At 64.8% G+C, this 20,056-nt stretch carries 17 protein-coding genes and 2 pseudogenes; 5 read left to right on the top strand and 14 right to left on the bottom strand.

Annotated features, from left to right (window positions below; all coding sequences use genetic code 11):
* Positions 1–19 precede the first annotated feature (19 nt).
* Entirely contained in the window at positions 20–2,179 is a 2,160-nt protein-coding gene (locus tag ACSQ86_RS37455) for a hypothetical protein (RefSeq protein WP_436307562.1), read from the bottom strand.
* Between the two features lie 393 nt (positions 2,180–2,572).
* The gene (locus ACSQ86_RS37450; protein ID WP_436307563.1) at positions 2,573–3,226 is read right to left on the bottom strand and encodes a glutathione S-transferase family protein; all 654 of its coding nucleotides are present in this window, start codon (positions 3,224–3,226) and stop codon (positions 2,573–2,575) included.
* Between the two features lie 325 nt (positions 3,227–3,551).
* Here ACSQ86_RS37450 and ACSQ86_RS37445 point away from each other — a divergent pair, with 325 nt between their 5' ends.
* From ACSQ86_RS37445 to ACSQ86_RS37435, 3 genes are read left to right on the top strand one after another with little or no spacing between them, the layout of a single operon-like run.
* Positions 3,552–4,181 (top strand): TetR/AcrR family transcriptional regulator, encoded by a 630-nt coding sequence (locus ACSQ86_RS37445; RefSeq protein ID WP_436307564.1) that lies wholly within the window; start codon positions 3,552–3,554, stop codon positions 4,179–4,181.
* The gene (locus tag ACSQ86_RS37440) at positions 4,162–5,859 is read left to right on the top strand and encodes a PEP-utilizing enzyme (protein WP_436307565.1); all 1,698 of its coding nucleotides are present in this window, start codon (positions 4,162–4,164) and stop codon (positions 5,857–5,859) included. Before ACSQ86_RS37445 ends, ACSQ86_RS37440 begins: the two co-directional genes overlap by 20 nt.
* Positions 5,860–5,874: 15 nt before the next feature.
* Positions 5,875–6,735, top strand: a complete 861-nt coding sequence (locus ACSQ86_RS37435) for a PEP/pyruvate-binding domain-containing protein (RefSeq protein ID WP_126840234.1) — start codon at positions 5,875–5,877, stop codon at positions 6,733–6,735.
* 123 nt (positions 6,736–6,858) lie between these two features.
* On the opposite strand, the gene ACSQ86_RS37430 is transcribed toward ACSQ86_RS37435, so the two are convergent.
* The gene (locus tag ACSQ86_RS37430) at positions 6,859–7,176 is read right to left on the bottom strand and encodes a hypothetical protein (protein ID WP_436307566.1); all 318 of its coding nucleotides are present in this window, start codon (positions 7,174–7,176) and stop codon (positions 6,859–6,861) included.
* A gap of 228 nt (positions 7,177–7,404) precedes the next feature.
* Positions 7,405–8,229: a redoxin domain-containing protein gene (locus ACSQ86_RS37425; protein WP_436310876.1), complete on the bottom strand. Its 825-nt coding sequence runs from the start codon at positions 8,227–8,229 to the stop codon at positions 7,405–7,407.
* A gap of 303 nt (positions 8,230–8,532) precedes the next feature.
* On the opposite strand from ACSQ86_RS37425, the gene ACSQ86_RS37420 reads away from it, so the two are divergent.
* Positions 8,533–8,742 carry a hypothetical protein gene (locus ACSQ86_RS37420; protein ID WP_436307568.1) on the top strand — a complete coding sequence of 70 codons (210 nt, stop codon included), beginning with the start codon at positions 8,533–8,535 and terminating at the stop codon, positions 8,740–8,742.
* Between the two features lie 322 nt (positions 8,743–9,064).
* Here the strand turns inward: ACSQ86_RS37420 and ACSQ86_RS37415 are convergent, their stop codons facing one another.
* The 5 genes and pseudogenes from ACSQ86_RS37415 to ACSQ86_RS37395 all read right to left on the bottom strand — a co-directional run.
* Entirely contained in the window at positions 9,065–9,259 is a 195-nt protein-coding gene (locus tag ACSQ86_RS37415; RefSeq protein WP_436307569.1) for a hypothetical protein, read from the bottom strand.
* Between the two features lie 1,308 nt (positions 9,260–10,567).
* On the bottom strand, positions 10,568–10,963 hold the full coding sequence (locus ACSQ86_RS37410; protein ID WP_436307570.1) for a hypothetical protein: 396 nt from the start codon (positions 10,961–10,963) through the stop codon (positions 10,568–10,570).
* A gap of 240 nt (positions 10,964–11,203) precedes the next feature.
* Positions 11,204–11,683 carry an SgcJ/EcaC family oxidoreductase gene (locus ACSQ86_RS37405; protein WP_436307571.1) on the bottom strand — a complete coding sequence of 160 codons (480 nt, stop codon included), beginning with the start codon at positions 11,681–11,683 and terminating at the stop codon, positions 11,204–11,206.
* 188 nt (positions 11,684–11,871) lie between these two features.
* Positions 11,872–12,324, bottom strand: a complete 453-nt coding sequence (locus ACSQ86_RS37400; RefSeq protein WP_436307572.1) for a hypothetical protein — start codon at positions 12,322–12,324, stop codon at positions 11,872–11,874.
* A gap of 149 nt (positions 12,325–12,473) precedes the next feature.
* Positions 12,474–13,076: pseudogene (locus ACSQ86_RS37395) on the bottom strand (transposase); the annotation flags it as partial.
* A gap of 85 nt (positions 13,077–13,161) precedes the next feature.
* On the opposite strand from ACSQ86_RS37395, the pseudogene ACSQ86_RS37390 reads away from it, so the two are divergent.
* Positions 13,162–14,142, top strand: a pseudogene (locus ACSQ86_RS37390) (IS5 family transposase); the annotation flags it as partial.
* A 268-nt stretch (positions 14,143–14,410) separates the two neighbouring features.
* On the opposite strand, the gene ACSQ86_RS37385 reads toward ACSQ86_RS37390, so the two are convergent.
* The 5 genes from ACSQ86_RS37385 to ACSQ86_RS37365 form a co-directional block, all read right to left on the bottom strand.
* Positions 14,411–15,508 (bottom strand): IS5 family transposase, encoded by a 1,098-nt coding sequence (locus ACSQ86_RS37385; protein ID WP_436307573.1) that lies wholly within the window; start codon positions 15,506–15,508, stop codon positions 14,411–14,413.
* 168 nt (positions 15,509–15,676) lie between these two features.
* Positions 15,677–16,297 (bottom strand): 2-hydroxychromene-2-carboxylate isomerase, encoded by a 621-nt coding sequence (locus ACSQ86_RS37380; protein WP_436307574.1) that lies wholly within the window; start codon positions 16,295–16,297, stop codon positions 15,677–15,679.
* A complete protein-coding gene (locus tag ACSQ86_RS37375) occupies positions 16,294–17,289 on the bottom strand; it encodes a Bug family tripartite tricarboxylate transporter substrate binding protein (RefSeq protein ID WP_436307575.1) in 996 nt (331 codons plus the stop codon). Before ACSQ86_RS37375 ends, ACSQ86_RS37380 begins: the two co-directional genes overlap by 4 nt.
* Positions 17,290–17,308: 19 nt before the next feature.
* Positions 17,309–19,186, bottom strand: coding sequence for an AMP-binding protein (locus ACSQ86_RS37370; RefSeq protein ID WP_436307576.1), 1,878 nt, complete (start codon positions 19,184–19,186; stop codon positions 17,309–17,311).
* A 25-nt stretch (positions 19,187–19,211) separates the two neighbouring features.
* Positions 19,212–20,054, bottom strand: a complete 843-nt coding sequence (locus ACSQ86_RS37365; protein ID WP_436307577.1) for an SDR family oxidoreductase — start codon at positions 20,052–20,054, stop codon at positions 19,212–19,214.
* Between the last annotated feature and the right edge of the window lie 2 nt (positions 20,055–20,056).

Raw genomic sequence — 20,056 nt, 5'->3', positions numbered from 1 at the left:
AGCGCCGGGGCGCGGGCGCTCAGAAGCCGAAGTCTTCTTTCGGCACGGCCCGTGCCTGCTCGCATGCGCGCTGGAAGTCGTAGGGCACTTCGCTCGCGCAGTCGGGCCACTTGCCGCTGGCCAGCCAGAACTCGACGAGTCCGAGCCGCGCGCACAACGGCGCGAAACGCCGATCGTTGCGCAGCTCGGGCATGCTGGCCTGGAACAGCAGCGCGGTGCGGTAGCCGTCGGGCCCCATGATGTCGTCGGCATGGCCGGCCGGCCCCAGGCGTGCGGCGTCGGCGGCGGCGTAAGCCTCGTCCACCAGGCCCAGGTGGGCCGCGTACACGAGGCGTGACACGTCGATCCGGCCCGTCTTGCGAACATGCGCCGCGAGCTCCTCGCGCCACGCACCGATGTGCGCGGGCGAGGGGTCGCGCTTGGCGCGGATGAAGGGCAGCCCGTCCTGGAACTCGCGCAACTGGCGTTGCTCGGCCAGGGCGAGCAGCCGGTCCACCGCGGCCCAGTCCTGCTGGAATGCGTGGGCGCGCAGCAGGCTGGACACCGGAAAGCTCATCGTGGGCATGCGCTCCACCAGTTCCTCAAACACGGGAATGGCGTCGGCGATATGGCCTGCCGCCATGCGCGCGAGGGCGAGGAGGTTGGCCGACATCGGATCCAGCACATCGAGCTGGTAGGCCTGCTCGGTGGCAGTCAGCGCCTCGCGCATCCAGCCGAAGTGGCGCAGGGCCCAGCCGGTGTAGCGCTGCCCGTCGCCCGTGCCGGGTGCGCGGCGCAGACGAACGAGCGCGACATCGGCCTCGACGAAACGCCCGAACGGCGCGATCACGAAGTACTGCCCTGCCATCGCGTCGAGGTTCTGTGCATCGAGCGACAGCGCGCGCTCGGCTTCGCGGTTCACCTGCGCCGCGCTGGCCGCGCGCTCGGCGAACGGCTGGTAGAAGCGCAAGAAGGCACGCAGATAGGCCAGCCGCCCCCATGCCGCGGCGAACTGCGGTGCGCGCGTGGTCACCAGCTCCAGCACGCCAACGTGGGTGCGCAGTTCGTCGGGCGCGTAGCCCTTCGGCCTCGATCGGAGGTAGAGGTCATATACCGCCGGCTCCACCGTCGGGGCCGGTGCGCTGGCGAAGGCCTGATCGAGTGCGCGGGCGATGTTCTCGGAGATCTCGTCCTGCACGGCGAAGATGTCTTCCAGCCCGCGCTCGAAGCGTTCCGACCACAGCGTGGTCTGCGAGGCGGCCTCCATCAGGTGCGCGCTGACCCGCACGCGGGCTGCTGCGCGGCGGATCGAGCCGTCGAGCACGTGGGTGCAATGCAAGGCGTTCGCCGCCTCGGCCTTGCGATCGCCGCGGAACTGGAAGCTCGACGTGCGTCCGATCACCCTGAGCTGGCTGCCACGCGATACGCGCTGAATGATTTCCTCGCTGACGCCGTCGGAGAAGAACTGCATCTCGGGGTCGTTGGACAGGTTGTCGAACGCGAGCACGGCGAGCAGCGGTCCGGCGGCCGGCGCTGCGGACGTCGGCGATGTGGTGGCCTGGGCCACGCGCTGCGCCTTTTCCGCGCTTGGAGGCGGCGTCAGCGCGTCAGCGCCGGCGGTGGCCACTTCGCAGACCTCCACCGGATCGTCAACGCCGGCCATCCGGTACGGCCCGTGCACGGCCCAGCGCAGCGCGGCCTCGTCGGCATGGCCCACCGCACCCCGGCGCGCGAAGTCGTAGGCCGTGCGTGTCATCAGAATGCGCCCCTGGCCGGCGAGCGACATGACGCGCGCGGCGATGGCCTTGGCCAGGCCCTCGACCTCCAACGGCTTGGCGCCTCGCGCGACGTCGGCGGCCGCGTTCTCGCGCAGCACCACCTCGCCGAGATGAATGCCCACGCGCGAGGCGAGGGAAGTCTTCGACTGGGCGCCGAGTTCGAGCAGCTGCGCCTGGTAGGCAAGCGCGAAGCGCACCGCCTCGACCGGCCGCTCGAACAGCAGCAGGAACCCGTCGCTCTTGTCGATCTCGCGGCCGCCGTGGGCAGCAAGCAGGTCACGCGCGATGCGGTCGTGGCGTGCCATCAACTCGGCCGCAGCGGCGTCGCCCAGGCGCTCGACGAGGTGGGTGCTGGCGACCAGGTCGCACAACAGCAGCGCGCGGATCGCGGGGGAGGATGGGCCGGGTGCGGGAGTGGGCATGCAGGGGTCCCTCGATCGAGACCACCGCGCGGTAGCCGCGTCAGGGCACATCTTCGCACAGGAGCCTGCCAGGTCGGCGGCGCATGGCCGTTGCGAGCGATTCGACGTCTGAATCAGGGGAACACCAAGCGTCGAGCGCGCATCCTCGAAGCGGAAACCGCGCTCGACGAAGTCGCGAATGTTCTGTTTCGGAAGCGCCGTGTTTCGGCTCTGGGGTCGAGAGTGCGAGTTCGCAACTTTCGAGTGTGGCCGTTCGGTTGCCGTGTTTTCCCAGTCGTCGATTGACCCCTACCAATGACCGCTTCCGCTGGGCTCTGAGTCGCCCCGGAAGTTCCGCGGATGCCCAGGGCGACGGCTGTGCATCGCTTCGTCCGCGCCGGCAGCGGCGCCCCGTCAGCCCGCCGGTAAGGGGGCGGCGTTGATCGCCAGTTGCGCGGCGAACGCCCGCTGGTAAGCCGGCCGCGCTTCGCCCCGAGCGACATAGGCGGCCAGGCTGGGAAACTCGTTCAGCAGGCCGGACGGTCTCAGCCGGAGCAGCACCGACACCATCAGCAGGTCGCCCGCGCTGAAGCCGCCGTCCAGCCAGTCGCCGTCGCCCAGGCGGGCGGCCAGCTGGTTCAGTCGGGCGCGCACCCGGTCCTCGACGAGGGGCAGGCGCTCGGCCTTCCAGGGCCTGTCGCCTTCCACCAGCTTGACGGTGACGAGTTCGAGGATGGGAGGCTCGACCGTATTGAGCGCCGCGAAGATCCACGTGATGGCGCGCGCCCTTGCGTTGGCATCGGCGGGGAACAGGCCCGAGTGGCGCTCGGCGATGTGCAGCACGATGGAGCCGGTCTCGAACAGCGCGAGGTCGCCTTCCTCGTAGGTGGGGATCTGGCCGAAGGGATGCAGCGCCAGATGCGCGGCCTCCTTCATCGCGCGGAAGGACACCAGGCGCACCTCGTAGGGCAGGCCGGCTTCCTCCAGCGCCCAGCGGACGCGCGTGTCGCGCGCCAGACCCTTGCCGCCGTCGGGCGACCGTTCAAAGGCGGTGATGGTGATGGTCATCGTGAGTGTCCTTTCGTTCGCCGCGGATCATCGCTCTGCAGGAAAGGGCTGTGCGCTCATGCGATCAGGATTGGACTCGTTAGTCGAAAGACCGGTTCTGGCCGACTGTAGCCTGTCGCCGGCCCGCGGCTCCGAGCCCCTTGCGGTCCATGTCGCGGCTAACGGGCTGGCACGCGCACGGCGCAGGGCCGCGGGATTAGTCGCGATGCAGCGTAGAGATTCACGATTTTCAATCGGCTTTGCCACGGCATCATGGGGTGCGGCAATTGACGACATGCCAGCATGCCTTCTTGACACGACAACGTGACATGATTATTCTGCTGTCATGAGCACGACCACGTACGAAAGCCCGCTCCGCGCAGAACAGATGGAGCAGACACGCCTTCGGATACTGGAGGCGACGGCAGATGTGCTGGCGGACGAGGAGGTCAACGAGGTCACCGTTCCGCTTGTCGCCGTGCGCGCCCGCGTGTCGGTCCGTACCGTCTACCGGCACTTTCCGACCAAGGAGGCGCTCTTCGACGAGTTCGGTGAATGGGCGGAGGAGCACCTCCGGGTCGTCCTCCTTTCCTACCCAGACACGCTTGAGGGCGTCCGCGAGATGGCGCCTGCGCTCTATCGCATGTACGACGAGCGAGCGCCGCTGATCCGCGCCCTCCTATCCAAGCGCGGACAGGAGATCCGGGCCCGCACGCGGCGCCGGCGACTGGCGACGTTCGAGAAGGCGATGCGGGAGGTCACCGACGGGCTCGGGCCGGCCGAGCGCCAACGCGCCCTTGCGGTGATCTACCTGCTCGTGAGCGCGCCCGCCTGGCAGGCGATGCGCGACCAGTGGGGCCTCGAGGGCCAGGAGGCCGGCAAGGCCGCCGCCTGGGCCGTACGCGTGCTGACGGACGAACTTCGCCGCAATCCGGCAAGCATGAAGGAGGTTGGTAATGATGACACTCGTCGCTGAGCAAACCTTCGCCCCACCCGGTCCGGGATCGTGGTTCCTCGACCCGACTCACTGGACGCGGCCGGTGACCCGCTTCCACGCGGAGATCTTTCCCGACGCGTTCCAGCGCGGCTTCGGCGAGAGCCTCCGCCGCTACGGATCGTTGCTCGAGTACCTGGAGGCGGGCTTCGTCAACGGGTTCCCGTACTACTGCGCACGTCCCGTCGGCGCGCCGAGGGAGGCGGTCGGTCACCCTCCGAAAGAGGTGTGGGACGAGCTCGCGGGCAGTCACCCAATGATTCGGCGCCGGCTCGAGACGAGCGCGACCGTGTTCGAGCGCAAGCTCTGGCGTGAGGACCTCGAGCACTGGGACCGGGAGGTGAAGCCCGCGGCGATCCGAGCTCACCTCGCGCTGCTCGCGGTTGACCCGGCGGCGCTCGACACGCCTGCGCTCCTCGCATACATCGATCGCTGCCGCGAGAACCAGATCCATGGCGCGTACATCCATCACCTCTTCAACGTGCCGGCGCTCCTGCCTGTGGGCGACTTCCTCGTGCACGCGCAAGAGTGGACAGGCCGCTCGCCGGCCCAGTTACTCGGTCTTCTCCAGGGCGCGAACCCCGACCCGCTCGGTGCAGACGAGGACCTCGAGCGACTGGTCGGCGCGCTCCGACTGGATACGACGGCGACGACCTTGCTCACGTCGGCCGGAGAGCCGGGCGAGGTGGTCGCCGCGCTTCGCTCGCTGTCCGGCGACACGGGCCGGCTCGCTTCGGCATACGTCGATCGTGTCGCCTACCGGCCGGTAAACGGCGAGGACGTGGGCGACCCGTCGGTGCACGAGCTTCCCGAGCTGATCGTCGGAGCGATCCACACAGCATTCGATCGCCTCGAGACTCCACCGGCGAACGACCTGGACCGGAAGACCTCTGAGTTGCGGGAAGCAGTGCCCGCTCGGCATCGCGACGCCTTCGACGCGCTGCTCGAGGAGGCTCGGGCGACCTACCGGCTACGCGACGAGCGGGGCATCTACGCCGACCTCTGGGCTATCGGGATCATGCGGCGCGCGATCCTCGCGGCCGGCCGCCGGCTTACGGCGGCGGGGCGGCTCGCCGATCCGGGCCATCTCGTCGAGGCCGGCTACGCGGAGCTGCGAAGCCTCGTCGAGTCCGGCGATGGCCCATCGGGCGAGGAACTGGCCGAGCGTGCGCGCTACCGGCTCAAGGCGCGCTACGCGGATGCGCCGGCGTTTCTCGGCGGCGAGCCGGGCGATCCGCTGCCGCCCGAGTGGCTGCCGCCCTCGGCGGCAAGGCTGGAGCGCGCGATCGGTGCAGCCGTGCAGGCGATCTTCGCCGCGCCGAAGCCACGCACCGAGGAGCGAAAGGTTCACGGTCTCGGCGTCAGCCCGGGCGTGTACGAGGGCACCGCACGGGTGATTCGCGGCACCGAGGAGTTTGGTCGCATCGAGCGGGGCGACATCCTCGTCACGAACTCCACGACGACGGCATTCAACATCGTGCTGCCGCTCCTCGGCGCGATCGTGACCGACCGGGGCGGGCTGCTCTCGCATGCCGCGATCGTCGCGCGCGAGTACGGGCTGCCAGCAGTCGTCGGGTGCACCGATGCGACCTCCGTGCTCCTGGACGGTGCGAGGATCATCGTCGATGGCACCGCGGGCGAGGTCGAGCTCGTCGCATGACGGAAGCAGGCGACGATGAAACCGGCAGCACTTACCGAGGAGCTCGAGGAAAGCCTGTTTGGCGGCAAGGCCGCGCAGCTAGCCGCGGCCACGCGTGCGGGCCTGCCCGTTCCCGCGGGTGTCGCGCTTCCGTACGGGTTCGTGGATGCACTCGCTGCTGACGAACGCGACGCGAGGCAGCGGCTGGCTGCAGTCTTTCGCACGCTCGGCGCCCCGCTCGTGGCGCGCTCGTCCGCAGTGGGCGAGGACTCCGAGCAGGCGAGCTTCGCAGGACAGCACCTGACGCAGCTGAACCTGCGCTCCGAGCCCGAACTCGTTGACGCCGTGTCCGCCATCTGGCGCTCGGCGCGCTCGCCTTCAGCGTTCGCGTACCGCGAGCGCCTTCGGCTGCCCCGCGAGCCGAGAATGGCCGTCGTCGTACAGGAACTCGTCGATGCGGACTCCGCCGGCGTGCTCTTCAGCCGTAACCCCGTCAACGGGTCGGACGAGATCGTGATCGAGGCGGCCTGGGGGCTCGGGGAGTCGGTCGTTGCCGGTCTCGTCATCCCAGATCGGTTCCGCTTGAGGCGTGACGGTGCCGTCGCCGAGCGAATCGCGGGACTGAAGGACGTCGCCATACGCACCGACCCGGAAGGCGGCACAAGCAGCACACACGTTTCCGAGGGGCTCACCCGCGTGCTCTGCCTCGACGATGCACAGCTCGCCGCGCTTCATGCGCTCGCGCTCCGCTGCGACGAGGTGTTTGGCGGGAGCCACGACATCGAGTGGGCGTTCGCCGGCGGCCGGCTCTACCTCCTGCAGCGGCGAGCGCTCACGGCGATCCTAAGTCCAGCTGCAGGCGACCACACGGACGAGCACGTGCGCTTGCCTAACTAGCAGACCCGAAACGACCGGCCGCTGTTGGCCGGCAACGGAAGTCTAGGCTGCGCTTCCGAGAGCCACGACGTTGTCACGCCGGAACGGCCACAGTCCAAAAGGCGATGACGTCACGTCGACTGCTCAGCAGGCAAGATGGCCAAATATCACCTTGTCGCTCGGAAGCAGCGGATACGACATATCTTGTCTGATACATATCTCCTCTCCATCGCGGGTGACATGAATGTCCACAAGCACAAAAGTGGGGTCATCGCGCGACAGGTGGTACCGGAAGTATTTCGATGGGTCGTGCGGCACAACGTAGGCGCCTGTTCTCGCTTCAACCTGCTCAAGCATTTCAGCGATAGTGGTGCAGGGCAACATCAATCCCGGCTGTGCGACGAATGTATTCAAAGATTGGTCGAAGGCCAACATTTGGCCGCGAGGATGTACTTCAGGCATTTGAGTGGCTTGGACTTGGCAGTGGCAACCTCGAATTCTGCCTATCCAGCGAAGGGCTGCTCTTGGCCGACACCGGTATTCGGCGCTCGCATGTCACGTACAGCACCGGGCTCCCTTGCGGTCCATCGCCCTCGATCGCTCGACGGCATATGCAGCAAGCAACGGTTGCTGCATATGGCCAGAGGCTGCTTCCTGGCAGCAAAACGGCGGCGGGTGATCCGCCGTAGGTCAACATCCAAGGCTGCCAGCGGCGGCAATGATCTCCGCCGCATTCGGGAAGATGGAGAGGCTGTTCGGCCCGTCGGGCGCCTCGATCTGCACCCAGCCGACGACGCCGGCCGCATCGACCAGGAAGTGTCCGACGAGCTGAGTGCCGTGGTTCGCGACGATCGCCTTGTCGGCTTCTTCAAGCTCGAAGCCGTCCTTGGTGTTGAGTGCGGCGAGGGCTTCCAACGGCTGTAACGGCTCCGGCAGCTCACCGGTAGGGTTGATGCGCGACGCGACGAATTCCGCCATGCTTGCCTGATAGGGCCATTCGGGCTGCTCAAGGCTGCCATCCGGCAGGAACTCGCCACGCGGCACGCCGAAGGCCCGGTGCGTGACGCATTCCGGGTCGCACAGAAGCGTGACCGGCGTCGGCCGGTGGCGGAAATACAGGCGGGCGTTGTCCAGGGGCGTGTTGATCACTGCCACGGTCTCTACGCCGGCCGCATGCAAGGCCGGCTGTACGCCTGCAAGCTGAAGCACCTGGCGCCGGCAGAACGGGCAATGCAGCCCGCGATAGAAGCCAATCAGGAACGGGCGACCACGCAAGCTGTCGAGGGAGACCATTCCTTCGAGGTTGGCCGCCGGAAGCGCGAACGCCGGCGCAAGTTCTCCCGGTCGCAGCGGGCGTCTCTGGTCTCCCATGGAATACCTCCTTTGGGTGTTGTTGTCGTCGAGTTGAACGACGGATTTCGACCGTATCACCTGTCGAAGGAAGGCACAACGCTCAACGTCGAGTGTCGCGTCCGCCTCTTGGATAGCGTGCCGATGCCCGATCCTGGCGACCATCGTCCGTTTCGATTGCGGGACGCGCCCTGCCCAACCTTGGTGGTGGTCTCCCAACAGGGCGCGATCACGATGCCCGTTTTTCTCATCGAATCAACCACTTGCGCGCGCCGCCGTCAAAGTTGAGCCTTAATCTTGATGGGATCTCGGTCTAACTATGAACGAACTCAGCCGGATGCAGGGAAGCGCGTCGCGCAGGCGTACAGTTGCGTATAAGCATGTCGATTCGGTGCGTGTCTTGGCTACTGATGGCGGCGTTACCCCGCCCATCGCGGTATGCACCAATGCTTTCACCGGAGTGTGCCCATGAGCGAAAGATCCGCAATCGACGAAGCACGCTTTTCGCAAGCCGTGCAGCTCGTTGCCGCAGCCGTGTCCGCCAATTCGCTGAGCAGCGATCGGAGCTTTGATGCGCCCACTCACCAAGACGTCATTCGAGTGGCGCTGATTCGCGCCTACCAGACGCTTTGGGACGCCCGTGACGAGATTGAGGGTCATGTGCGCAGTCCGGATTGACCTGGTCCTACGCCTGTGGCGGCCGCAAAGGGGTACGGGGGAATTGAGCGACCTTGGGCTATTCAGACGCCCCTCGGATCCTTGTAGCTCATCGCGGACCGGTTCACTCGCCTCGCTGTCAGCTGTCAATATCGCTGCACAGCGTCTCATCAAGGATGGGCACCTGCCCATTGAGTAGCCGCGTTCGGGCCGCTTGCACTGCGGCCTTGTGAACAACCTCCACCACGCTGCGTCCGCTTAGATAGTCGGCGACCAAGGCCTCAGCGGAGAGCGCCTTCGCTGGTCCCTGAGCCAGATCCCCCGACGGGGCCGGTGTCTGTGATCAATCGGCGTCTTCCGGTGCAAACGCCAGCTCAAGCTCGTCGAGGGCCTTGCGGGCGAGGCGCAGCGCTTCCACGACCTGTTCGGGCGTCGCCGGCGACATGTGCGGGGCCGCGTGCAGTGCGTTCTTAAGGCGCTCGCAAGCGGCCTCCCACATCACGATCCCGCGCCGCCGCGCCATGTTCAGTTCCGTCATCCGACGTTCCATTCCCGGCAAGGCCGAGAGCGACCAGTGTGCGCGCTCTAGGGACGTTCGTCGCTCGGCGCGCGATGCGCCCCCACTCGCATATCCGCCAGGGACTTCAAACTGCTCAAGGGCTTCAGCCACTCAGAGACCGCCTTCACGGGTGGCATCGCCCGCAAGCGCTCGTCGAGACACAGTTCCGCCGCTGCGTCGTCGAGCTGATCAGGGTCCACGGTGCGCCACTGGCGATGCAAGGCGTGTTGGCGCCGACCTCTAGCAGCCTTGGCAATCCAAGCTCCACCGTTTGGCGCGTCGCGTGGTCTTGACTGATGGCTGTTAGCGGGGTGAGGATCCGCCCCGGGCGGTGATTCCGTGGGGATCATGAATGGTTAGCCGGCCAGGTAGCTGCCGGTGGTGACCGACCGCTGATGGCCGCATTCTGCCCGTCGGCTCGGACACGAACCACATGTACCCGATGAAGCTTCCGACTGCGACGACAAGCGGCCTGCACTATTTTGTGAAATAGAACGGCCCCGTACGCGACGAGTCCGGCTAGAACGGCCATGAAAACCTTGAAAGGGCGGCTTGCGGGCTTGTGAGCGCCAGCGTCCTCAAGAAACTGTTGCCAAAGACTGTCGGGAATTCTCATGAATGTGCCGCGTCTCATTGACCGGCCGGTATTGGCCCGCATTCTGTCGCAACGCCGCTGGCATCAAGCGGCCGCAAGGTCCGCAACTTCGTTCGCGACCCAAACGGGCTCACCGGTATCCTGAAGGCGGCAACGACGGCGTGCCCCAGGCCGCTCATCGTCGCCCCCAGGACAAAGGCATCACCAGCACCCGTTTGGCGCCGAGATCCTCCGTGAAAATTCTTGCCTGACGTACCACTTCATGCGCCGGCTCGGGTCCTAAATAAAACTTGAACTGTGAATGGGATTGCTCGTTCGATGAGCACCGCAATGAAAGCCAAGCAGAATGCGGCTCCGGCGAGATGCTCAGTCGGTTATCCACAGGGTCATGCACCGGCCAAGGGGAAAACAAGTTCTTGACTTTCGTGTTTTGGTGCAGTGCACAATGCCCTTTCCACATTGGAAGCAGCACGTTTTATGTGCGTCGGGCCCATGCAGTGCAGCACGCCATGTTGGTGCGTCGCCTGCCATCTTTTCCACAGCGAGATGCGAGCGGCAACTCACCTGCTTCGGGCCGTCTGGACGAAAAAAACGCGAAGCTGGTGATGGCTACTCTGGAAGAAGGAGCAAGCCACATCGAGAGGTCGCCCTAGAGCGTCGCCTTTGCGGCCGCATTCTGCCTTGGCAGTCGGCTACCCAATCGCAGGCTTGGGGCTGACCAGGATGGGCTGATAGAACGCGTCGTCAAGCCGCTTCACGCTCTCGAAGCCAGCCTTGCGCATCAACTCGCAAAGCCGTGCGACCGAAACTGCGTAGTACCTTGAACGCATCGCGTGGGTCTTCACCTGGCCGGTGGCCAGTCCATCTTCAACAACGAAGAAGGACAGGTCGTAGTGGTCGCCATCGAAATCCCAGACTTGGAACAGCACGTAGCGCTTGTCGTCTTCGACCCGCGCTCCGTAGTGCTTGACTAGGTTCGTGCCGCGCGCTTCCTCGTCATAGTCCCTGACACTGATGATGCATCCGCCGCCAGGGCGCAAACACGCGACGAACTGCCGAAACGCAAGTAGCAGGTCGTCGTCGGTCAACAGGTGCGGAACCGAGTTGTCACACGAAATGTGCCAAATTCGGACGGTCGCCAGCGGGCCCTAAGCGGTCAGACGCGAGGACTACGCTCCATGACGGCATGCGCCCAAAGCGAAGTGGCTGGAACCAAAATCCGGTGATGAAGACAGGCAGGACCTTCCGGGGTCAATCGCTTCGCGATTCAACGCCGGCTTGGCCAGGGCATGTCCGCTCGATGGATAGACCCCACCGGTGGTGGTAATTTACTTCTCCGGCATGGCCGAAGAATGGTGGCTGGTGATTAGCCATTGACTACCGTCCCACTTGTAGGTGTACGTGTACCGCGCCTTGACGACAGCTCCCGTCTTGGCGAACGTGAAGGTATATAGGCCAGCATCCACTGCCGTGGTGCAACCTATCTCTATTGTTCTGAAGTCAATGCGGCCGAACGGCTTGTTTTCAAGAAAGTGTTCAAAGTAGTCTTCCTTTTGCGCCGCATTGAGACGCGGTGTGTTGGAAACGGTGGGAAGCAGGACAGATTTCTCCGCATAATTTGCAACCACCTTGTGCGCGTCGCCAGTTTGCAAAGACTGGTTCCAGCGGTCAAACAGCGCGGCAACTTCCCGCTCGCTGGTTGCCTTGCAGACTTCGGTTCGCGTAGATGTGGAACCCGGTGGATTTGAGGCGCATCCTGCAAGCACGGCGCCCGCGGCCAAAAGCGAAAATACGACAGCTTTCTTCACGGGTGCTCCTTTTCGGTCTGGGAACTCGGCTGTAGGCGAAGTAGAGGGTTTAACGAATATATACATATACCGCAAACGGGTGAGTCGGTAAGGCGGCACACGCGGGCCAGCGACCGAGCCCGGTTGATGCATCCCGAGCACGAGCCAGAGGCTCTGTGAGCTTACCGGTCAACCCCGTACAGAGAAACTCAGGCAATTGCCAATGACAGGCCGGGCCTCTCATCGTCCCAGGCCATTGCGCTCATCTTCCACCCTGTGGGCGTCAGAATGAACTGGGTCGAAATCATCCCACGCGCCGTGAAAGAGCGTCCATTCATGGTTCCAGACTTCGAGTACGCGCTGAAGCGGTGCGCGATATTGCCAAAGATTTGCGTTACCTCGGAAAGCTCTTCTTCTAGGAACCTCGTCAGTTCGCCCTTGCGGATCATGGTCTCCCTTGGCTCGATGAATTCCTGAACAGTAGAGATTTCAGGCGTGGCTCCCACGTTCTTGATGAGCAAACCGGACTTGATGAAGAGCGACCGGATGCGCTCATAGGCTGGTGGGCTGCTGGCGGGTTCAAACGACACAGCGCCGAAGAACTCGGAAGTCAGACGGTCGAGTTCGGTCTTCACAGACACGGTGGTTTGCTGATTGCCCATGGCGCCCTCCTAGCAGGCTGCTGAAGTACCAGGCACGCCGAAGGCGCCCAGCGCACTGAAGACGGCATTCTTGTGATTTCGGCGTCCCAAGTCCGCTGCCATCCCTGTTTCCCCCGTTTTGAGGCGCGTTTGGGGCTCTCACTGGCCCGCTACGCGGCCAACGGACGGACTTCTGCCAAGGTCCGCATGCGCACCAAGTTGTAGGCGGCCATCGTCAGCACGAACAACTGGTCGACTTTCTTGATGCCGCGCACCATCACCTGCCGGATGGGGCCGACGAACTTGGCCCAGCCGAAGCCCTGCTCGATGAGCTTTCGCTTGCGCTGCGAGATCGCATAGCCCTCGCTCCGGGCGATCTCGTCGGCCACCGCCGAACGACGCCCCGCTTTGTTCTGCGCCACATGCGGCGTGACGTTCATGCGATGCAGCGCCTCGATGAACTCGGCCGCGTCATAGCCCTTGTCGGCACCAAGCGTGACCTCGGTATCCGCTCTCGCGGTGGCTTGACGTGCGTCCCTGATCATGACCTTGGCCGCTTCACGTTCGGCAAAGCCGTCGGCCTGCGTGACCATGGCGTTGACGACCAGGCCGTGACGGTTGTCGGTGAGCGTGTGCCCCATGTAGCGCAACTCGCTGGCAGTCTTGCCCTTGCGGTACAGCCTCGAATCGGGATCGGTCTTCGACTCGTGCGTTTCGTTGCTGCGTCGCTGCCCCTTGAAGTCCCCGCCGCTGCCGGCATCGTCGTCACCGCCCTTGCTAAGGAAACGCTGATCAATAGGTCGCGGCGGGCACGGCCCGTGCATGCGTGAAGACAGAGCAACTCACAGCACCACCGAGATGAACCAACGCAGTTTTGCCAGCGCCGAGTACGCGATGAAGAAGAAGCGCACGCGCCGCGAGAAGTTTCTGGCCGACATGGAGCGCGTCGTGCCGTGGTCTCGTTTGATCGCCGTGATCGAGCCGCTGTACCCCACGAGCGGGCGCGTCGGTCGCCAGCCGATCGGTGTTCCCCGGATGCTGCGCATGTACTGCCTCCAGCAGTGGTACGGGCTGGCCGACGAAGCGCTGGAAGATGCGCTGTACGACAGCCAGGCGCTGCGCGACTTCGTGGGCATTGACTTGTCGCGCGAGTCGGTGCCCGACGCCACCACGCTGCTGAAGTTCAGGCGACTGCTGCTGGACAACGACCTCACCAAGGCCCTGTTCGAGGAGATCAACGCTCATCTTGCCGAACAGGGCCTTCTGATGCGCGCGGGCACCATCGTGGACGCGACCATCATCGCCGCGCCCAGCTCGACTAAGAACGAGGGCAATACGCGCGATCCCGAGATGCACCAGACGAAGAAGGGAAAGGCCTGGCACTTCGGCATGAAAGCGCACATCGGTGTGGATGCCCAATCGGGCCTCGTGCACACGGTGGTCGCCACGGCGGCCAACGTCAACGACGTGACACAAGCCGGTGCGCTGCTGCACGGCCAGGAGTCGGTGGCCTTCGGCGATGCCGGCTACCGAGGCGTGCACAAGCGCGAAGAAGCGCAAGGCCCGCAGTGGCACGTGGCGATGCAGCCGGGCAAGCGCCGGCAGCTGGACCTGACGCGCAAGTGGGCGCGCCTGCTGGACAAGGCCGAGCAGCTGAAGGCGAGCGTGCGGGCCAAGGTCGAGCATCCGTTCCATGTGATCAAGAACCTGTTTCGTCACAAGAAGACCCGCTACAAGGGCCTCGCGAAGAACGAGGCGCAGCTGTTCAGCCTGTTCGGGCTGGCCAATCTGGTCATCGCCAAGAGGTCGCTGTTGGCCGCTCATGCCCGAGGTGCGTCTCGAACGCCGAAAGTGGCCTCGCAAGAGGCGCGAAACGCACCGCGGGTCGACCCTCACGGCGTGAAATCGACCGCATCGCTTCGTGATGCCCACAGATCCGACGGCGTCGTTCATTGATCAGCATCTCCCTAGCAGGCTGCTGAAGTACCAGGCACGCCGAAGGCGCCCAGCGCACTGAAGACGGCATTCTTGTGATTTCGGCGTCCCAAGTCCGCTGCCATCCCTGTTTCCCCCGTTTTGAGGCGCGTTTGGGGCTCTCACTGGCCCGCTACGCGGCCAACGGACGGACTTCTGCCAAGGTCCGCATGCGCACCAAGTTGTAGGCGGCCATCGTCAGCACGAACAACTGGTCGACTTTCTTGATGCCGCGCACCATCACCTGCCGGATGGGGCCGACGAACTTGGCCCAGCCGAAGCCCTGCTCGATGAGCTTTCGCTTGCGCTGCGAGATCGCATAGCCCTCGCTCCGGGCGATCTCGTCGGCCACCGCCGAACGACGCCCCGCTTTGTTCTGCGCCACATGCGGCGTGACGTTCATGCGATGCAGCGCCTCGATGAACTCGGCCGCGTCATAGCCCTTGTCGGCACCAAGCGTGACCTCGGTATCCGCTCTCGCGGTGGCTTGACGTGCGTCCCTGATCATGACCTTGGCCGCTTCACGTTCGGCAAAGCCGTCGGCCTGCGTGACCATGGCGTTGACGACCAGGCCGTGACGGTTGTCGGTGAGCGTGTGCCCCATGTAGCGCAACTCGCTGGCAGTCTTGCCCTTGCGGTACAGCCTCGAATCGGGATCGGTCTTCGACTCGTGCGTTTCGTTGCTGCGTCGCTGCCCCTTGAAGTCCCCGCCGCTGCCGGCATCGTCGTCACCGCCCTTGCTAACGAAGCTCTTGTGTCCTGCCCAGGCCTGGATCAGCGTGCCATCGACGCTGAAGTGCTCTCCCGACAACCAATCCTTGTTCTCCGCCGTCTCCAGCACTTCGTTGAAGAAGGCGACCACCGCGTCGTGCTCAATCAGGCGCTGGCGGTTCTTGCTGAACACCGTCGGCACCCACACCGCGTCGTCCATCGCCAGGCCGATGAACCAGCGAAACAGCATGTTGTATTGCGTCTGCTCCATGAGCTGGCGCTCCGAGCGGATGCTGAACAGAATCTGCAACAGCATCGCGCGAAGCAGCTTCTCCGGCGCGATGCTCGGGCGGCCGCCCTTGATGTCGGCCTCGTACATCCGAGAGAACAACTCGTCCATCTTGGCCAGCGCCTCATTGACCATCACCCGGATGCGGCGCAGCGGATGGTCGGCGGGAACGAAGTCGTCCAGCCGTCTCATCGTGAACAAACCTTCGGTGAATGTGTCAGGGCCGCGCATCGCAGGGGGTTTCGTGGGTCTGCAAGGACAACGCCCCAGGCCCACTTTCGGGGGACTTTCGAATGAGGTATTTCAGCAGCCTGCTAGAGGAGCTAGATTCTGCGCTGCTCGTCGACAACAGGCCAGCGGGTCAGGTTTGCGAACGCCCGCGACCGTGAGTCTGCTTGATCACCATCCGCCAGCGGCGAGCCACTCTTCGACAACCGGCAATTTTTCCAAACCGAAGAACGGCTCTCCATCCACGATGAAGTAGGGCGAACCAAACACGCCGCGTTGGATCGAGTCATCGACATTGCGCCGAAGGAGCTCAGCCGGAGTTCCCTCGGCGCGAGCCGCCTCGAAGGCGGGCCACGACAGCCCGGCCTTTCTTACACACACGCTCAGCACGCTGTCCTCCGAGATGTCGAGACAGCGCACGAAGTAGCTGCTAAAGATGAATCCGGCGAGCCGTTTGGCAGCTGCCGGATCGATTCCCTTTGCCCAGGCGAAGGCGCGTCCAGCCTCCACAGGGCGGGACGTTGGAGACGTGCTGGGGCGTTCGAATGCAACTTGATGCTGCCTGGCATAGCGTTTGGCATCGTTGATGACATATGGACCCTTCAGCGGAAGCTCGACGATGGGCGGCAGACCCATCACCTTGAGCACACTCACGCCCACCAGCATCGATGTCCACTCCACCTCGCGGCCATAACGTCGGGCCAGATCGTCGATTCGAAGGCTTGCGAAGTAGCCGAAGGGGGAAATGAAGTCGAAGTAGAACTGGATCGGCGTTGCGGTTCGCGCCGTCATTTAGCTTCCAGCTTGATCGATCTGGCGAGTCGCCGGAGCTTCTCGGTGTCGTCGCCATAGAACTTCGCTGCTTGCTGCAGCGTCAGGCCGGGCTCGGGAACGCTGGTGCCGTTCTCAGCCGAGAACTTGAGGTACTCCGGGGTGCGAATCGCATCATTGACGGCGGCGTTCACCTTCTTTGCCGCCTCGGCGGGCAACGTGGCAGGGCCGAACAGGCCCAACCAGACGGTGTGGTGCAAGCCCTTCATCTGCCGGGACTCGTCCACCGACGCGACTTGTGGGAGCTGGGGATTTCGCTTGGGGCCCGTCAGCGCGATGGGCTTCACCCGGCCTGAATTGATGAGGCCCACGGTCTGTCCGGCCACGGGCAAAAAGGCGAGGTCGACCTGATTGCCGATCAGATCGGTGACGACGGGTCCCATACCCCGGTAGGGGACGTGCAGCAGTTTCCCGCCGCTGCGATCCTTCAGGTCCTCTCCGATCAGGTGGTAGATCGACCCGTCCCCGAAGGAGGCGTAGCTCAATTCCATGCTGGATGCGGCGCGCATGTGCGCCACGAGGTCATCCAGGCTGTTCAAGGCCAACCCCGGGCGCCCCACGATGACGAATTCGGCTTGGCCCATGTAGCCCAGCAGGCGCAGGTCTTCAGGCTTGTATCGCGCCGACTGGATGGCAAGCGGTGCCAGCACCGTGTCGCTCGCGGTACCGAGGAACAGGACGTGCCCTTCAGGCGCCGCATTCGGCATCTTCTGCACGCCGATGGAACCACCGGCACCCGGCACGTTCTCGACGATGACGGTCTGTCGCCACGACTTCTGAAGGTGCGGTATCGCGACCCGGGCGGTGACGTCCGTCGCGCCGCCGGCGGGAAAGCCGACCACGACGGAAATGGTGCGCGAGGGAAACGCCGGGCTCTGGGCCCGAACGCTTCCGAAAGGCAAAAGCGTAGCTGCGACGGCCGCTGCGGCGGTCCGCCTGTTGACGGGTTTCAAGGTGATCTCCTGGTTGCGATCAGGACGGGCTTGCCTGGGAGCTTGCCCACTCGAGGGTGAGCAGATAGCCCTTCAAGTCGGCAGCGATGCGCTGACGGGTTTCGTGGGAGGAGTCCTCCTCGGCGGCTGCCAACTCGATGCACACGACCAGGCCGCGGCCGGGTTCCTCGCGCACCGTCAGGGCTGCGATCGATTCACCCTGGAGCACCTCCAGCAAGTGCTGCCGTGTGCAGTCCTGCCGCAGTGCGGGCTTGTAGATCTTTCCCACGGCGGTCATGGGCAGTTGCTCCAGGACGAAGAGCCGCCGCGGGAGCGCGGGCGGTTCATTGATGGTGGCCTTGGCGAAAGCCAGCAGTTCGTCCTCGGTGACGACAGTCCCTTGCCGCAGGGTGACATAGGCCACCGGCACTTCGCCCGCGTAGGCGTCCAGCATGCCCACCGCGCCCGCATCGGCCACTGCGGGGTGCCGCATCAGGCACTCTTCGATGACAGCCGGGTCGATGTTGTGGCCGCCGCGGATGATCAGATCCTTAGCCCGTCCCGTGATGAACACACGACCGGTGGCGTCGACGTACCCCACGTCTCCGGTGATGAGCCAGCCGTCCTCGGTAAAGAGGCTGGCGGATTGCCCGGCGTCCTTGTAGCCGGGCGTCACGTTGGGCCCGCGAACCACGAGCATGCCCGCCTCACCCGGCATGCAGGAGCGGCTCGAGGCGCTTGTTCCAGCCAGCGCGCGCGCCTCGACTTCGCAGAACGGTATGGGGCACCCCGCGGACCCCATGACCCGCGCGCGGGACACCGGGTCGACGCAGATCACGCCACCGGCTTCGGTCATGCCATAGACCTCACGCATGGGCTTGCCCGTGAGCAGCTCCATCTGCTCGGCGACACTGCGAGGAAGCAAGGAGGCACCGCAGATGTTGATGCGCACGCGGCTCAAGTCCGCGCCTTTCGGATCGACCTTCACCACGGCCGAGAGCGCTGTGGGTACACCGCCGACGATGGTCGTTCCGGTGCGCTCCACGATGCGCCAGAAGTTGGCGACGATCTGGGGGTTGCGAAATCCGGCTGGCGAGAGGATCACCATCTCCGCGCCGGCAACGAACATGGCCAGGCTGCAAAAGATCGCGGATGCCACATGGAACATCGGCAAGCCATTGACGATCACGTCGTCGGTGCAAGCGCCTACCGCCCAGGCGCCTCCGTAGGCAGCGGCAAGCTGGTTGCGATGGGTATGAATGACCAGCTTCGGTGCGCCGGTCGTTCCGCCCGTATGGAAATAGGCGGCGACATCGTCTGGCTCGGGCAGGTCAGAAAATGCCAGTTGCCGCGAGTTCGACCGCAGCAGATCCGCCAGCAGATGAACGTCGGCGCCGCCGGCGGCTTTCTCACCTCCCACCTGGATCAGGGCGCCGATCGCCGGCACCAGCGCTCTTACCCGCTCGGCCTTGTCCCAGATCTCGGTGCCCGGCAGAGGTCCCAGTGCCACCAGCGCCTTGACACCGGCTGCCCGGCAAAGGCTGGCGATCTCCTCGGCCTTCAGCAGCGGGTTGAGCGGCAAGGCCGACGCAGCCGTCGCCGCGCCCCACAGCACGAACTGCGTTTCGACCAGCGACGGCAGCATATAGGCCACCACGTCGCCCCGCCGCAAGCCGAGAGACCGGAAGGCATTCGCCGTCCGCGCGATCCCCTCCACCAGTTCCGTATAACTGACCTTTCGCGGCAGGGCTTCAGGTTCCGTGCCGAGGAAGGTGATGGCTGTCTTGTCGACGCAGCAGCGCTTTTGCGTGCGCTCGATCGCATCGAACGCGTTCGTAGCCTGAATCCAGTCTTCGAAGCGCGTTCCAGAGCCGGGTGTATCGATGGTCGGCAAGGCGACGCCGGAGGTGCTGTTCATGCTGGTCTCCTTTCTTGTGCAGATTTCAGGCGGCGGCGCGGCCGGCCTGCGCGACTGAATCCTTCAGCATCCGTCCGAACTCCAGGGAGCCGACAGCGGAGAAGCCGCCATCGATCGGAATCACCACGCCATTGATGTAGCGCCCGGATTCGCTGGCCAGGTACAGCGCCATGTCGGCGATCTCCTGCTTGGATGCGCCACGTCCGGACGGAATGGACTGCAGCAGCCTGGCCCAGCTTTCCTGGCCCTGCGGCGCGAGCCGGACCATGCCTTCGGTATCGGCCACCGGGCCCGGCGCTATGCCCACGCATCGGATTCCATCCTCGGCCCACTCCACCGCCAGTGAGCGAATCAACATGTCGATGCCGGCCTTGGCGGCGCACACATGGGCCTGGGCGTAGGTGGGCATGCTGGACTGGACGGCGGAAATGGCCAGCACCAGGGCGGATGGCTTGCGAAGGAAATCGTAGGCGGCGCGTAGCGTATTGAAAGTCCCGACCAGATCGGTGTCAATGACGGCACGAAAGCCGTTGGAACTCATCCCCGTCGCCGGCGCGACGAAATTTCCGGCGGCGCCGGCGACCACGATGTCGATCGGGCCAAACGCCGCGTGCGCCTGCTCGACGGCGTTTCGTAACGCCTCATAGCTGCGCACATCCGCGGACAGCCCGATCGCATGCCCGCCGACAGCCCCGATCTCGGCAGCGGCATCGCGCGCCTTTTCCTCGCTGCGGCCAACGATCGTCACTGACGCACCGGCAAGCGCGTAGGTGATCGCGATCTGGCGGTTGATGCCGCTGCCGCCGCCCGTGATGAACACGGCCTTGTTGCGCAGGAGGCCGGGTTGGAAGGTGTGGTGGGTGCTCATGG

This window comes from Variovorax sp. LjRoot130 (assembly GCF_964253755.1).
Taxonomy (GTDB): domain Bacteria; phylum Pseudomonadota; class Gammaproteobacteria; order Burkholderiales; family Burkholderiaceae_C; genus Variovorax.
The sequence above is the reverse complement of the archived record's forward strand: the minus strand, read 5'-3'. Positions and strand labels throughout refer to the sequence as shown.

Excerpts from the sequence above, each read along its gene's own strand:
- ACSQ86_RS37455 (WP_436307562.1), bottom strand. The coding sequence starts at position 2,179 with ATGCCCACTCCCGCACCCGGCCCATCCTCCCCCGCGATCCGCGCGCTG.
- ACSQ86_RS37450 (WP_436307563.1), bottom strand. The coding sequence starts at position 3,226 with ATGACCATCACCATCACCGCCTTTGAACGGTCGCCCGACGGCGGCAAG.
- ACSQ86_RS37445 (WP_436307564.1), top strand. The coding sequence starts at position 3,552 with ATGAGCACGACCACGTACGAAAGCCCGCTCCGCGCAGAACAGATGGAG.
- ACSQ86_RS37440 (WP_436307565.1), top strand. The coding sequence starts at position 4,162 with ATGATGACACTCGTCGCTGAGCAAACCTTCGCCCCACCCGGTCCGGGA.
- ACSQ86_RS37435 (WP_126840234.1), top strand. The coding sequence starts at position 5,875 with ATGAAACCGGCAGCACTTACCGAGGAGCTCGAGGAAAGCCTGTTTGGC.
- ACSQ86_RS37430 (WP_436307566.1), bottom strand. The coding sequence starts at position 7,176 with ATGCCTGAAGTACATCCTCGCGGCCAAATGTTGGCCTTCGACCAATCT.
- ACSQ86_RS37425 (WP_436310876.1), bottom strand. The coding sequence starts at position 8,229 with ATGGTCGCCAGGATCGGGCATCGGCACGCTATCCAAGAGGCGGACGCG.
- ACSQ86_RS37420 (WP_436307568.1), top strand. The coding sequence starts at position 8,533 with ATGAGCGAAAGATCCGCAATCGACGAAGCACGCTTTTCGCAAGCCGTG.
- ACSQ86_RS37415 (WP_436307569.1), bottom strand. The coding sequence starts at position 9,259 with ATGACGGAACTGAACATGGCGCGGCGGCGCGGGATCGTGATGTGGGAG.
- ACSQ86_RS37400 (WP_436307572.1), bottom strand. The coding sequence starts at position 12,324 with ATGGGCAATCAGCAAACCACCGTGTCTGTGAAGACCGAACTCGACCGT.
- ACSQ86_RS37385 (WP_436307573.1), bottom strand. The coding sequence starts at position 15,508 with ATGCGCGGCCCTGACACATTCACCGAAGGTTTGTTCACGATGAGACGG.
- ACSQ86_RS37380 (WP_436307574.1), bottom strand. The coding sequence starts at position 16,297 with ATGACGGCGCGAACCGCAACGCCGATCCAGTTCTACTTCGACTTCATT.
- ACSQ86_RS37370 (WP_436307576.1), bottom strand. The coding sequence starts at position 19,186 with ATGAACAGCACCTCCGGCGTCGCCTTGCCGACCATCGATACACCCGGC.
- ACSQ86_RS37365 (WP_436307577.1), bottom strand. The coding sequence starts at position 20,054 with ATGAGCACCCACCACACCTTCCAACCCGGCCTCCTGCGCAACAAGGCC.